The 13,743-nt window shown below is 72.9% G+C and carries 11 protein-coding genes; 5 read left to right on the top strand and 6 right to left on the bottom strand.

Annotated elements, in window-relative coordinates:
* The first annotated feature begins 78 nt into the window (after nucleotides 1–78).
* A complete protein-coding gene (locus ACZ61C_RS04145) occupies nucleotides 79–3,702 on the top strand; it encodes a BTAD domain-containing putative transcriptional regulator (protein ID WP_465302596.1) in 3,624 nt (1,207 codons plus the stop codon).
* Between the two features lie 29 nt (nucleotides 3,703–3,731).
* Here the strand turns inward: ACZ61C_RS04145 and ACZ61C_RS04140 are convergent, their stop codons facing one another.
* From ACZ61C_RS04140 to ACZ61C_RS04120, 5 genes are read right to left on the bottom strand one after another with little or no spacing between them, the layout of a single operon-like run.
* Nucleotides 3,732–5,102, bottom strand: a complete 1,371-nt coding sequence (locus ACZ61C_RS04140; protein WP_465302594.1) for a GH1 family beta-glucosidase — start codon at nucleotides 5,100–5,102, stop codon at nucleotides 3,732–3,734.
* Nucleotides 5,099–5,923 (bottom strand): carbohydrate ABC transporter permease, encoded by an 825-nt coding sequence (locus tag ACZ61C_RS04135; protein ID WP_465302592.1) that lies wholly within the window; start codon nucleotides 5,921–5,923, stop codon nucleotides 5,099–5,101. Before ACZ61C_RS04135 ends, ACZ61C_RS04140 begins: the two co-directional genes overlap by 4 nt.
* Entirely contained in the window at nucleotides 5,920–6,825 is a 906-nt protein-coding gene (locus ACZ61C_RS04130; protein ID WP_465302590.1) for a carbohydrate ABC transporter permease, read from the bottom strand. Before ACZ61C_RS04130 ends, ACZ61C_RS04135 begins: the two co-directional genes overlap by 4 nt.
* Nucleotides 6,826–6,832: 7 nt before the next feature.
* Nucleotides 6,833–8,089 carry an extracellular solute-binding protein gene (locus tag ACZ61C_RS04125; RefSeq protein ID WP_465302588.1) on the bottom strand — a complete coding sequence of 419 codons (1,257 nt, stop codon included), beginning with the start codon at nucleotides 8,087–8,089 and terminating at the stop codon, nucleotides 6,833–6,835.
* Nucleotides 8,090–8,104: 15 nt separating this feature from the next.
* Nucleotides 8,105–8,683, bottom strand: coding sequence for a helix-turn-helix transcriptional regulator (locus tag ACZ61C_RS04120; RefSeq protein ID WP_465302586.1), 579 nt, complete (start codon nucleotides 8,681–8,683; stop codon nucleotides 8,105–8,107).
* 152 nt (nucleotides 8,684–8,835) lie between these two features.
* On the opposite strand from ACZ61C_RS04120, the gene ACZ61C_RS04115 reads away from it, so the two are divergent.
* Genes ACZ61C_RS04115 through ACZ61C_RS04105 form a run of 3 tightly spaced genes read left to right on the top strand, consistent with a single transcriptional unit; the run spans nucleotide 8,836 to nucleotide 11,388 of the window.
* The gene (locus ACZ61C_RS04115) at nucleotides 8,836–10,020 is read left to right on the top strand and encodes a glycoside hydrolase family 3 N-terminal domain-containing protein (RefSeq protein ID WP_465302584.1); all 1,185 of its coding nucleotides are present in this window, start codon (nucleotides 8,836–8,838) and stop codon (nucleotides 10,018–10,020) included.
* Nucleotides 10,021–10,066: 46 nt separating this feature from the next.
* Complete coding sequence (locus ACZ61C_RS04110; RefSeq protein ID WP_465302582.1) at nucleotides 10,067–10,936, top strand: oxidoreductase; 870 nt, start codon at nucleotides 10,067–10,069, stop codon at nucleotides 10,934–10,936.
* A gap of 44 nt (nucleotides 10,937–10,980) precedes the next feature.
* On the top strand, nucleotides 10,981–11,388 hold the full coding sequence (locus ACZ61C_RS04105) for a type III secretion system chaperone family protein (protein WP_465302580.1): 408 nt from the start codon (nucleotides 10,981–10,983) through the stop codon (nucleotides 11,386–11,388).
* Here the strand turns inward: ACZ61C_RS04105 and ACZ61C_RS04100 are convergent.
* Entirely contained in the window at nucleotides 11,366–12,670 is a 1,305-nt protein-coding gene (locus tag ACZ61C_RS04100) for an MFS transporter (RefSeq protein ID WP_465302578.1), read from the bottom strand. The genes ACZ61C_RS04105 and ACZ61C_RS04100 overlap by 23 nt on opposite strands.
* 109 nt (nucleotides 12,671–12,779) lie before the next feature.
* On the opposite strand from ACZ61C_RS04100, the gene ACZ61C_RS04095 reads away from it, so the two are divergent.
* Nucleotides 12,780–13,727, top strand: coding sequence for an Lrp/AsnC family transcriptional regulator (locus ACZ61C_RS04095; RefSeq protein WP_465302576.1), 948 nt, complete (start codon nucleotides 12,780–12,782; stop codon nucleotides 13,725–13,727).
* The last annotated feature ends 16 nt before the right edge of the window (nucleotides 13,728–13,743 follow it).

Below are 13,743 nucleotides of genomic sequence, written 5' to 3'. Positions count from 1 at the left end.
CGAGAGATGTCCGCCGGGGTCCTGGGGGCCCGCCCTGGCGGGGGTCTGGGGCACGCGCCCCAGAGGGAACGGAACGACATGCCAGGGGATGCGGACACCGGTCTGCGGGTGGGCGTGCTCGGCCCGCTGCGGGCCTGGCGCGGGACGGCCGAAATCGGCCTGGGCCCCGCGCGTCAGCGCGCCATCTTCGCCGTGCTCGCGGTCAACGCCGGCCGGCCGGTGCCGCGGGCCGAGCTGATCGCCGGGGTCTGGGGCGACTCCGCGCCCGCGAGTGTCGAAGGCAGCGTCCACACCTACGTCTCGGGGCTGCGGCGCGCGCTGGAGCCGGACCGGTCACGCTGGTCGGCCGCGAGTGTCCTCCTGTCGGACCCCGCCGGGTACTCACTGCTGCTCGAGGAGGACGCCCTCGACGCCGCCGTGTTCGAACGGCACCGCGACGCCGCGCAGCGCCGGCTCGACGGCGGTGACCCGCGCGCCGCGGTCACCGAGCTCGACGCCGCCCTCGCCCTCTGGCAGGGTGAAGCGCTTTCCGGGGTGCCGGGCGGGTTCGCCGAGCGGCACCGCGAATACCTCGCCGAGCTGCGGCTGAACACCCTCGAACGGCGCGCCGAGGCGCTGCTCGCGCTCGGCGGCCACCTCGACCTCGCGCCCGAGCTCGCGGTGCTGGCCGGGGACCACCCGCTGCGTGAGCCGCTGCGCGAGTCGCTCATGCTCGCCCTCTACCGCAGCGGGCGGCACGCCGACGCCCTCGACGTCTTCCGCGACGCCCGCACCACGCTGATCAACGAGCTCGGGGTCGAGCCCGGCCCGGCGCTGCAACGGCTCCAGCAGCAGATCCTCGCCCAGGACCCGGCCCTCGACGCGCCCGCCGCGCCGGTGGTCGTCACCGGGCACCGGCTCTTCGGCCGGGAGGCCGAGACGACCCGGCTCGCCGAGCTCGTCACCGACGTCCGGGCCGGGCGCGGCCGGGCCGTGTGGATCGAAGGCGAGGCCGGGATCGGCAAGTCCGAGCTGCTCACCAGCTCGCTGCCGGACGCCCCCGGCATCCAGCGGCTCTGGGCGGCCGCGGACGAGCTGAGCACGCGGTTCCCGCTGCAGGTGATGCTGGAGTGCCTGGCGATCGACGCGCATTCGCCCGACCCGCGGCGCGCGCGGCTGGCGAAAGAGCTCGCGGGTGAGGGCCCGGTGCGGCGCAGCTGGGGGCCGGCCGACCCGGTGCTCGGCGCCGTCGACCGGATCCTGGCCCTGGTCGACGAGCTGTGCGCGCACTCGCCGCAGGTGCTGGTGATCGACGACCTGCAGTGGGCGGACGAGGCGTCCGTGCTGGTCTGGCACCGGCTCTGCGCGGCGACCCGGCAGCTGCCGCTGCTGCTGGTGGCCGCGACCCGGCCGGCGCCGGACCGCGCCGAGCTCGCCCAGCTGCGCCGCGGGGTCCTGGCGCGCGACGGCGTGGTCCTCGACCTCGCGCCGCTGACCGGCGCGGACGTCGGGCGGCTGATCGAAGACCAGATCGGGTCGCCGCCCGGGCCGGGGCTGCGGGAGCTGGCCGCGCGTGGCGCGGGAAACCCGTTGTACGTCAAGGAGATGGTCGACGTCCTGCTGCGCGCCGGCGCGGTCGAGGTCAGCGGCGGCGAGGCCGACGTCGACGACCCGGAGGAGTTCGAGGCGCCGAGCTCGCTGGTCGCGGCGGTCGACCGGCGGCTCGACTTCCTGCCCGCCGGGACGCAGGAAGTGCTGCGCTGGGGCGCGCTGCTGGGGATGGAGTTCGCCGTCGGGGACATCGCCGCGGTGCTCGGCACCCGGCCGTCGGACCTGCTGGAGCCGCTGGAAGAAGCCGTCACGGCGAACGTCCTGATCGACACCGGGACCCAGCTCGCCTTCCGCCATCCCCTGCTGCGGCAAGCGCTTTACGACCGGCTGCTGGCCGGGACGCGGGCGGCGCTGCACCGGCAGGCGGCCGAGGCGCTCGCCCGGATCGGCGCGCCGGTGAAACGCGTGGCCGAGCAGCTGGTGGCGGCCCCGGCGACGGTGGACGAGTGGGTGCTGGACTGGCTCGCGGCGCACCACGCGGCGGTGTCGAACCGGGCGCCGCTGATCGCCGTCGAACTGCTCGAACGCGCGCTCGCCGCCGGTGCCGACGCCCGCCGTGAGGTCCTGCTCGTCGCGCTGGTGAAGGTGCTGTTCCGGCTGGAGCGCAACCCGGAAACCCTGGCGCAGCAAGCACTCGAGGTCGCCACCGACCCGGACTCCGTCGAGGAGATGCGGCACGTGCTCGCGGCGTTGCGGCACCGGCGTGGGGACACCGAAGGCGCGGTCGCGACGCTCGGCGCGTCGGCCGACGACCCGGCCGTGCCGGAGCTGTGGCGGGTGCGGCACCGGCAGCTGCTGGCGAACTTCCGCCGCGGCGATCTGTCCGATTTGGACACCGCGGAGAAGGCGGCGCGGGAGACGAAGGCGCAGGCGGGCGGCGACCGGTACCTGACCGCGCACGCGCTGCAGACGTTGTGGCTGGTCGATTCCGTGCGCCGAGAGCACGACAGCGCCCTCACCCACGTCGACGCCGCGATCGAGGCCGTCGGTGACGAGCACGAGCTCGCCGACCTGCACCTCGACCTGCTCGACAACCGCGTCTTCACGCTGCAGAACCTCGACCGCCTCGCCGAGGCGGGCGACGCGCTGCGCATGGCGGGCGAAGTCGCGGCGCGGCACTCGATGCCGGTCGGGCTGCAGGTGTCCGTGGCGGTGCACCGGTACTGGGAGGGGCGCTGGGACGAGGCGCTGGTCGAGCTGGACACCGTCACCGAGGACGGCCCGGCGATCACGTTCTACGGCCTGCGCGAGCCCGGCCCGGCGGCGCTGCTGCTGCACGGCGTCGCGGCGCTGATCGCGGGCCGCCGTGACGACCGCGCGCAGGCCGCGGCCCACCTCGACGCGGCCGAGGAGTACGCCCCGGCGACCGGCGCCGAGCGGGAGAGCTTCGACTTCCTGCTGGTCGCCGACGCCCTCGCCGCCGAGCAGCGCGGCGACCGGGCCCGCGCGATGGCCGTGCTCGAGCCGATCCTGAACCCGACGTACGCGCAGATGATGCTGCGGCACCAGTGGCTGCCGACGTTCGTCCGGCTGGCGATGGAGCAGGACGACGTCGAGCGGGCCCGGCGCGCGCTCGACGTCTGCGAGGAGGAGGCGGCGAAGGAACGCCGTCCGGCGCGGGCGCACGCGGCGGTGTCGTGGTGCCGCGGGCTGATCGAGGACGACCCGTCGGCGGTGCTCGCGACGGCGGAGCACTTCCGCGCGGTCGGCCGCCGCCCGGAACTGGCGGCGGCCCTGGAGGACGCGGCCGAGCTGCTGGCCCGCGCGGGCCGGCTGGACGCGGCGCAGGCGGCGTTCGAGGAGGCGGCGGAGCTGTACACGGCGTTGTCGGCCCGCTGGGACCTGCGCCGGGCGGAGACGCGCCTGCGCCGCTTGGGCGTCCGCCGCGGCGCGCTGTTCTCGCCGATCCGCCCCGGCCACGGCTGGGAGTCGCTGACGCCGATCGAGGTCCGGATCGCGAGCCTGGTCGCGGAAGGCCGGTCGAACCCGGACATCGCCGCGGAGCTGTCCCTGCCGCGGCGCACGGTGCAGGCGCACGTGGCGAGGTTGCTCGGGAAGCTGGAGACCCCGTCCCGCTCGGGAGTCGCCGACGCCTTCCGCCAACGCTCCTGACCCGTGTCGCACGCGGATGGACGACCCGGTCAGTCGGGGAGGGCGTTGGCCTTCGCGACGCGGCCGAGGAACCGGCCCGAGTCCTTGACCGTCCGGACCTGGGTCTCGAAGTCCACGTGGATCAGGCCGAACCGTTGTGAATACCCCATCGCCCACTCGAAGTTGTCCAGCAGGGACCACGCCAGGTAGCCGCGGACGTCCGCCCCCGCGCGGATCGCGTCGTGCACCGCTCGGACGTGCGTCTCCAGGTACCGCACGCGGTCGGGGTCGGCGACCCGGCCGTCGACGACCTCGTCCACGAACGACGCGCCGTTCTCCGCCACCACCAGCGGCAGCCCGCCGGACCGCGTCGAGATCCACTCCAGCAGCGACGTCAGCACCGCGGGCGCCTGCTCCCAGCCGAACGCCGTCACCGGGCCGACCGCCGGGAGCACGTCGAGACCGCGCAGCCCCGGCAGCGGGCAGTTGCCCGGCCCCAGCGGATCCGCCAGCGGCGTGACCCGCGCGGGCGCGTAGTAGTTGACGCCCAGCCAGTCGATCGCCGCCGCGATGATGTCCGTGTCGCCGTCGCGGACCGCGGCCGCGAACCGGCCGCCGTGGTGGAGGACGTCCGCCATGACGTCCTCCGGGTAGCCGCGGCCCAGCACCGGGTCCAGGAAGAACCGGTTGTGGATGCCGTCGAACTTCCGCGCCGCCTCGAGGTGCTCCGGCGACGACCCGTCGGGGATGGCCGGGGCGAAGTTCAGCGCGAGGGAGAACTCGTGGCCCGGCCGCGCCTGCTCGGTCAGCGCGCGGGTCGCCAGGCCGTGGCCCAGCAGCAGGTGGTGCGCCGCGACCAGCGCCGTGTCGTAGTCCTGGACGCCGGGCGCGTGCACCCCGCTGCCGTACCCGAGGAACGCCGCGCAGAACGGCTCGTTGACCGTCGTCCACTGGTCGACGCGGTCGCCCAGCGCGTCGTGCACCACCGCCGCGTAGTCCGCGAACCGCGACGCCGTGTCGCGGGCCGGCCAGCCGCCCGCGTCCTCCAGGGCCTGCGGCAGGTCCCAGTGGTACAGCGTCAGCACCGGCACGACTTCGCGGCTGAGCAGCTCGTCGACCAGCCGGTCGTAGAACGCGAGACCCGCGGCCGACGTCGTCCGCCCGTCCGGCATGACCCGCGGCCAGGCCACGGAAAACCGGTACGCGCCGAGGCCCAGGTCGGCCAGGAGGCCGACGTCCTCGGGGTAGCGGTGGTAGTGGTCGCAGGCGACTTCGCCGGACGCGCCTTCGAGCACCTTGCCCTCGGTGGCCGAGAAGGTGTCCCAGATGGACGGTCCTCGGCCGCCCGCTCTCACGGCGCCCTCGACCTGGTACGACGCGGTCGCCGCGCCCCACAGGAAGCCGGCCGGGAACTCGGTCATACTGGCGCCCCTTTCAGGATCCCCCGGACGATGTAGCGGCCCAGCACCAGGAACAGCGCGATGACGGGCAGGACGCCCACCGTCGCGCCGGTGAGCATGAGCGCGTAGTCGGTGTAGTACCCGCTGGCCAGCTGCGAAAGCGCGACCTGCACGGTCGGCGTCTCGTTGGGGTCGAGGACCACCAGCGGCCAGAAGTAGTCGTTCCACGTGGCCATGAACGTGAGCATCGCGAGCACCGCGGCGTGCGGGCGCAACGCGGGCACCGCGACGTGCCAGTAGGTGCGCAGGATGCCGCAGCCGTCGACGGTCGCGGCGTCGACGAGGTCCGCGCTGATCGCGTTCTCGCAGGCCTGCCGCATCCAGAACACGCTGAACGCGCTGACCAGCGCCGGCACGATCACCGCTTCGAGCCTGCCGTACCAGCCGAGGTCGCCGACCACGAGGTAGAGCGGGATGACGCCGAGCTGCGCCGGCACCATCGCCGAGCCGACGACCAGCAGGAACAGCGTGTTGCGCCCCGGGAACCGCAGCCGCGCGAACGCGAACCCGGCCAGGCTCGCCAGCACGACGTTGGACACCATGACCGTGCCCGCGACGAGCAGCGAGTTGCCGATGGCGAGCCAGAAGTCGACGGTGTCGAAGACCCGCCGCACGTTCTCCACCAGGTGCCCGCCCGGCAGCAGCAGCGGCGACGTCTCCCCGATCGCCGAGTTGTCCCTTGTGGACACCACGAACGACCAGTACAGCGGGAAGACCGACGCGCCGAGCACGCCGGTCAGCACGGCGTACACCCACCCGCCCGGGCGCCGCCGGGCTCTCACGCCGACCTCACGAACCGGCGCACCAGCCGGTAGTTGACCAGCGCGAACAGCGCGCAGATCACGAACATCACCCAGGTCAGCGCGGCCGCGTACCCGGCGTCGAAGTGCGTGAAGCCCTTCTCGTACAGGTACATCACGAGCGTCTGGAACTGGCGGTCGTTGCCGCCGGTCCCGCCCGACCCGCCGGCGTCGAACAGCGACGGCTCGGCGAACAGCTGCAGGCCGTTGACCGTGCCGGCGATCGCGGTGAAGGCCAGCGACGGCCGGATGCCCGGGATGGTGATCGACCAGAACGTCCGCCACCGCGACGCGCCGTCGAGCTCGGCGGCCTCGTACAGCTCACCGGGCACGGCCTGCATCGCGGCCAGGTAGATCAGCGCGTTGTAGCCGGTCCAGCGCCAGAGCACCATGGACGCCACCGCGAGGTGCGACGACCAGGTGGTGGCCTGCCAGTTGACCGGCGCCACGCCGAACCAGCCGAGCACTTCGTTGACCACGCCGTAGTCCTTGCTGAACAGCTGACCGAACACGAGCCCGATCGCGACGACGGACACGACGTTCGGCAGCAGGATCCCGGTGCGCCACCAGGTCGCCGCGCGCAGCGGCCGGTCGAGCAGCGCCGCGATGCCCAGCGCCAGCAGGAACTCCGGGACGGCGGCGAGCAGGAAGATGCCGACGGTGTTGGCGAGCGCGTTGTAGAACCGCGGGTCGGCCAGCAGGTCGCCGTAGTTCGCCAGGCCGAGCCAGCCCTGGTCGCCGTCGAGGACGTTCCAGTCGTGCAGCGAAACCCAGATCGTGTACAGCAGCGGGAAGGCGCCGAAAACGACGAACAGGCCGAAGAAGGGCGCGATGAGCAGCAGCGGCGTGATCCTGCGGTCGAAACGGCCGAGCCGGTGCTGCACGCGGGCGCTACTTCAGGACGGCTTGCGCCTGCTGAACGGCGTCCGCCCAGGCGTGGTCGACACTCTTGTCCGTCTTGTCCTCGATCCGGCCGAGGGCCCGCCCGAACTCCGGCCGGACGTCGGCGTCCCGCAGGCCGCGGTAGTTCGGCCGCAGCTTGTCGGCCGAGGCGGCGAAGATCCGCCCGATCGGCGCGTCCCCGAAGTACGGGTCGGTGTGCGCGACCACCTGCGGGTCCTCGTACACCGACGGCTCGCTGGGCAGGATGCCGTCGGAGAGGAAGAGCTTCTTCTGCTGTTCCGGCGCGGTCAGCCAGCGCGCGAGCTCGTACGCCTCCTTCGGGTGCTGGCCCTGCTTCGGCACGGTCAGGAACGAGCCGCCCTGGTTGCCGCTGCTGCCGGGCACGGTGGTGACGTCCCACTTGCCCTTGTTGGCGTCCCCGCCGGCTTCCTTGATCTGGCTGAGCATCCACGCGGGACAGGCGACGGTGGCGAACGACCCCTGCTTGATCGCCACGTTCCAGGCCTGGGTGAAGGTGGTCGCGGCGGCCGTCTGCCCCTTGGCCGCGATGCCGCCGGACAGGAAGAACGCGTTGCGCACGCTCGGGTTGCGGTCGGCGATGAACGAGTCGTCCCGCTGCGCGAAGTAGTTCTCGGGCGACTGGTTGAGCATCGCCGTGTAGACGGTGCCCGCGGAGTCGGCGAACTTGACGTCCGGTGTCTTCTGCGTGAACCGGTCGGCGGCCGCCGCGTAGGCGTTCCAGTCGGGCATCAGCTTCGCGACGTCGTCGCGGTTCGTCGGCAGGCCGGCGGCCGCGAACAGGTCGCGCCGGTAGCAGAGGGCGAGGCTGCCCATGTCGGTGCCCAGGCCGACCACGAAGCCGCCGTCGGTCCCCTGCGCCCACTTCCACGCCGACCACTGGTTTTCGAGGTCACGGGCGCCGTACTGGGCGAGGTCGACGAACTTGTCCTTCGCCTTCCGGTACTGCGGGATGTACTGCTCTTCGATCGCGACGACGTCGGCGGCGCCGTGCCCGGTGGCGAGCTGCGTCGCGAGTCCCTTGTGGTGGGTGTCGAAGTCGGTGACCCGGTTCTGCACCGTGATGTCGGGGTGCAGTCTCTCGTACTCGGCGATCAGCGGCGCGTACCCGAACTCGCCGAAGGTCGCGATGGTGAGCGTCGTCTTGCCACCGGCGTCACTCGGGCTGCAGGCGGCGAGCAGGACCAGCGCGGCGGCCACGGTGGCCGCCCGGGTGATCGTTCGCACAGGCGTGAGCTTCCCTCAGATCACACCGGCTCGCACGGCGTAGGCGACCGCGTGCGGCCGGTTGCGCAGGTTGAGCCGGTTGGTCATGGCGTAGATGACATTCTTCACGGTGCGCTCCGAGTAGCAGAGCTTGCCCGCGATCTCGGCAGTGTCCCAGCCTTCGGCCATCAGGCGAAGCACATCCACCTCGCGCGGCGTCAGAGCCGCGCCGACACCGTCGTGGGCCAGGGCCTCGACCTGGTCGCGCAGCGACGTCGTCCGGCCGCGCGCGGCGGCGAGGACGCTGTCGGTGAGCCGGTCGAGCGCGGTGCGCGGCAGGACGGCGGAAACGTGGCAGTCGGCGAGCAGGGGCAGGTGCGAAGGGTCGACGTGCCCGGCGACCAGCACGATCGCGGCGGGCGACTCGGCGGCGGCGGCCCGCAGCGCGGTGACCACCTCGCGGTCGACCTGGCCGACGGCGAACACGAGCACGGCCGCCTCGCCGCGGCGGGCCCGCGGCACGACCAGCAGCTCCGGGCGGGACTTCAGGTGGTTGATCAGCCCGGTGAGCGCGATCGGATCCGACGCCCACGCCGCCACTCGCACCTGGTCCATCGAACCCTCCCTGCCCACTGTCCGTGTTCTGGTGACGCCAGTCTGCTGAGGGTGGCTTCACGAATTCTCTAGCCGGGGTGGAGCCATTCTTCACGCCGTGAAGTCAGGCCGTCGACTACCGTCGTGGCGAACGCCGACGAGTGAAGGGACCGATGAACCGCCGTCGTCTGGCCGCCCTGGGGGTGGCGTTGTGCATCGTGACCGGGTGTCTGCTGGTCGCAGGCCTGCAACCGCGGATCGTGTCCGGGCTGGCGCTGCCCCGGCCCTCGGTGCTTTCCGCTCCCGTCCCGTCGGCCGCGCCGCCACCGGCTTCCCCCGCGCCGTCTTCGAGCCCGGCCCGGCCCGGCGACTGCGCGTCGCTGGTCACCGGCCTCGACGTTCGCGCCCAGGTCGCCCAGCTGGTCGTGGTCGGGGTTTCCGGGGACAACCCGGCCGCCACGGTGTCCATGGTGCGCGACAACCAGGTCGGCGGGATCTTCATCGGCGGTAACGCAACAGCGTTGTTGAAAGACCGGTCCCTGGACGCGGTCCAAGGCGTGGCCCACCTGCCGGTCGCGGTTTCGGTCGACGAAGAGGGCGGCCGGGTCCAGCGCATCGACGACCTCGACGGCGACATCCCGTCCGCGCGCGAGATGGCCGCGACGAAGTCCCCCGCCGAAGTCCGCAAGCTCGCCGCCGACCGCGGCCGGCAGCTGCGCGCCCGCGGCGTCACCGTGGACTTCGCGCCGGACACCGACGTCACGAACGCGCCGGACGACGACGTGATCGGCGACCGCTCCTTCAGCCCCGACCCGCTCACCGTGAAGACGTACGCGACGGCGTTCGCGGAAGGCCTGCGCGACGCGGGGATCCAGCCGGTGCTCAAGCACTTCCCCGGCCACGGCCACGGCTCGGGCGACTCCCACAAGGGCACGGTCGTCACCCCGCCGCTCGCGAAGCTGCGCACGGTCGACCTGGTGCCGTACCAGGACCTCGCCGCCTACGGCCCGGTCGCCGTCATGGTCGGCCACCTCGACGTGCCGGACTTGACGAACGGCGTCCCGGCGTCACTTTCGCCGCCCGCCTACCAGTTGCTGCGCGGCGACTTCGGCTTCACCGGGCCGGTCGTGACCGACGACCTCGGCGCGATGAAGGCGATCACGGCGCAGTACCCGCTGCCCGACGCGGTCTTGAAGGCCCTGCAGGCCGGCGCGGACCAGGCGCTGTGGTCGTCCGGCGGCCGGGTCGACGAGGTGCTGAACCGGCTGGTGAAGGCCGTGCAGTCCGGGGAGCTGCCGAAGGACCGGGTGCAGGAGTCGGTGACACGCGTGCTGCGCGGCAAGGGCGTCTGCGGCTGAGTACCTAGACTCCTCCTCGGGCACCGGCGTCTATTCGAGGAGTGGCATGGCGAACCTGGGCGGCACCTTCAGCCTCGGCGGCGAAGTTCCCGTGACCCGGATGGGGTACGGCGCCATGCAGCTGGCCGGGCCCGGCGTGTGGGGGCCGCCGCGGGACCACGGCAAGGCCGTCGCCGTGCTGCGCGAGGCCGTCGAAAGCGGCGTCACGCACCTCGACACCAGCGACTACTACGGCCCGCACACCGTGAACGCCGTGATCAAGGAAGCGCTCCACCCGTACCCGGGGTCGCTGACGATCGTCACGAAGGTCGGCGCGCGGCGCAGCGAGGACAAGGGCTGGCCGCCCGCGCTGTCGGCCGAGGACCTCACCCAGGCGGTGCACGACAACCTGCGCAACCTCGGCGTCGACACGCTCGACGTCGTCAACCTGCGGCTGAGCGACAGCACCGGCGGTTATCCCGCGGCGATGTCGCTCGCCGAACCCTTCGGGGTGCTCGCCGAACTGCGGCAGCAGGGGCTGATCCGGCAGCTGGGCGTCAGCCACGTGACGGCCGAGCAGCTGGACGAGGCGAAGGCGATCGCGCCGGTCGTGTGCGTCCAGAACCAGTACAACCTGGCGCACCGCGAGAACGACGACCTCGTCGACAAGTGCGCCGCCGAAGGGATCGCCTTCGTGCCGTACTTCCCGCTCGGCGGCTTCAGCCCGCTGCAGTCCGGGCTGCTCGACGACTGCGCCGCGCGGGTCGGGGCGACGCCGATGCAGGTCGCGCTCGCGTGGCTGCTCCAGCGATCGCCGTCGATGCTGCTGATCCCCGGCACGTCTTCGCCGGAGCACCTGCGCGAGAACCTCGCCGCGGCTTCGCTGGACCTGCCCGCCGACGTTCTCGCCGATCTCGACCGGATCGGCACCGACTGATCGCTACGCTGAGCGCGCAAGCAGGCACGAGGACGGAGGAAAGCGTGGCGGAGTGGGGCGATCTGGTCGCTTACATCAGGCAGGGCTACCGGGTGGTGCGCGACGACCCCGACGAGATCCGCATCCGGCTGGTCTTCGGCGACGACCCCGACACCGAGCAGCGGGCCCAGATCATGGTGATCGCCCACGAGATCCTCGACCAGCAGGAGGACTGGGTCCAGATCGCGACGCCGTTCGCCCGCCACGACGAGGTCGACCTCCTGTCGGTGCTGACCGAAGTCGGCGAGTCGACGGTCGTGGGCGGGCTCGCGGTGATGGGCGACCACCTGGTGCTGCGCCACTCGCTGCCGCTGATCCACCTCGACATCAACGAGTTCATCGACCCGCTCGAGCTGGTGGCGGGCGCGGCCGAGCTGCTGGAGCAGCAGTTCACCGGCCGCGACGACTACTGAGCGGAACGACCGCGACGGCGGCGGCCACGATCAGCCCGGCGGCAACGCCGAACGCCGCGGCCGCCGTCCCGGTCCTCAGGTAGAGCCCGCCGAGCAGGGCGACCCCGACCGTGCCACCGAACTGCTGCACGGCGTTGAGCAGCCCGGCGGCCGAACCGGTCTCGTGCGGGCGGACGCGGTGCAGGGCCGCGGTGAAGAACGGCACCGTGAACGTCCCCATCCCGAGCCCGCACAGCGCCAGCGCGGGCCGCACCCCGGCGGCGACGGCCAGGATCCCGGTCAGCAGCAGCGCGAGCCCGGCGAACATCACGCGCGGGCCGAACTTCGGCACCAAGCGCGTCCCGGCGAACCACGACGCCACGGCGAGCCCGGCCGAGAGCGGCAGGAGCGTCAGGCCCGCGGTGCGGACGTCGGCTCCCTCGCCGAGCTGCAGTTGCATCGGGACGACCTGCATCAGGCCGGTCATCACCGCGAAGAACAGCAGCGACCCGGCGAGCGCGGCCGGGAACCCGCGGTGGGCGAACAGGCTCGGCTCGACGAGCGGCGCGGCCGTGCGACGCTGCTGGAGCCCGAACACTCCGAGCAGCGCGGCGCCGGCCGCGAGCAGCGGCCAGGACGTCCCGCCCGACGTGATGAGCGGGTAGACGAGCAGCCCGGTCCCCGCGACGACGAGCACGGTGCCGACGACGTCGAGCCGCGGACGTGTGGTGGCCTTGTCCTCGCGCAGGAGCCGCGCGCCGAGCAGCACCGCGAGCCCGAGCGGGACGTTCACCAGGAAGACCGCGCGCCACGACACGGCCTGCGTCAGCAGTCCGCCCAGCAGCGGGCCGGTGACGGCGGACAGGCCCATCACCGGGCCGATCGTGCCCAGTGCCTTCGCCAGCTCGGACCCGTCGAAGAGCGCGCGGATGAGGCCGATGGTCTGCGGGATGACCAGCGCGGCCGCCGCGCCCTGCACCGCGCGCGCCCCGACCAGCAGGCCCGCCGCCGGCGCGGCCGCGCAGACCAGCGACGCGAGCACGAAGCCGGCGACCCCGAGCTTGAACACCCTGGCCCGGCCGAAGACGTCGCCGAGGCGGCCGCCGGTGATCAGGAAGACCGCGAACGGCAGGGTGTAGGCCGCGCTGAACCACGGGATGTCGGCGGCCGGGCCGGGCAGGCCGGCGTGGATCACCGGCCCGGCGACCTGGACGATCGTCGCGTCGAGGAGGTTCATGGCCTCGGCGGTGAGCAGGACGGCCAGCGCGGCCCAGCGGTGGCGGTGCAGCGTGGTGGTCGGCAAGAGGTGCCCCCTTTCGTCGGCACCGAGGGTGGCTTCGGTTCGCGGACCAGTTCCAGCTTTTGGGCTTCGATTGCTGATTTCTTCCACGTTCTGGGCTTGGATGAGGGATATGACCGAGCTGGACGACGTCGACCGCGCACTGATCCACGCGCTGCACGTCGACGGCCGGGCGCCGTTCACGAAGATCGGCGAGGTTCTCGACGTCTCGACGCAGACGGTGGCTCGGCGCTATCGCCGTCTTCGCGCCGAAGCGTCGCTTCGCGTGGTCGGCCTGCCCGATCCGCAGCGCGCTGGGCAAGCCGAATGGCTGGTCCGGCTCACCGCGACCCCGTACACCGCGCAGGACCTCGCCCGGGCGCTCGCGCGCCGCGCGGACACGGCGTGGATCAAGCTGATGTCCGGCGGCACCGAGATCTGCGTGAACGTCCACACCCCGGCGGCGAGTGACCATTCCCTGCTGCTGCGCGACATCCCGCGCACGACGAGCGTCACGGCGGTGTCGGCGCACCAGCTGCTGCACCGCTACTTCGGCGGCCCGCAGGCGTGGCTGGGCCGGGCGAACTCCCTTTCCGCGGCGCAGGTGGCGGCGTTGACCCCGGTGTTCACCGGCGAGGGCAAGCCGCTGACCAGCGACGACGACGCATTGCTGGCGGCGTTGCAGCGAGACGGCCGCGCGGGGCTGGCCGAGCTGGCGACGGCCACCGGCTGGTCGGCGGCGACGGTCGCGCGCCGGGTGGACGGGTTGCGGGCCGGCGGGACGGTGTTCTTCGACCTGGAGGTGGACACGGGCCGGCTGGGCGCCACGACGCAGGCGCTGCTGTGGATGTCGGTGGCTCCGGCGCACCTCGACGACGTCGCGCGGACGCTGGCGACCCATCCGGAGCTGGCGATCGTCGCGGCGACCACCGGACCGGCCAACCTGATGGCGCACGCGTTGTGCGCGGACGCGGCGGCGTTGCACCGCTACCTGACCCGGCGGCTCGGCGCGCTGGAGGCGATCCGGACGCTGGAGACGGCGCCGGTGCTGCGGACGATCAAGGCGGCGGCTTCCCGCTGAGCCGTCCGGGGCCGGT

The sequence above is a fragment of the Amycolatopsis sp. NPDC104587 genome (assembly GCF_055583645.1).
Note: the sequence above shows the minus strand (reverse complement) of the source record. Positions and strands in the feature narration are given on the sequence as shown.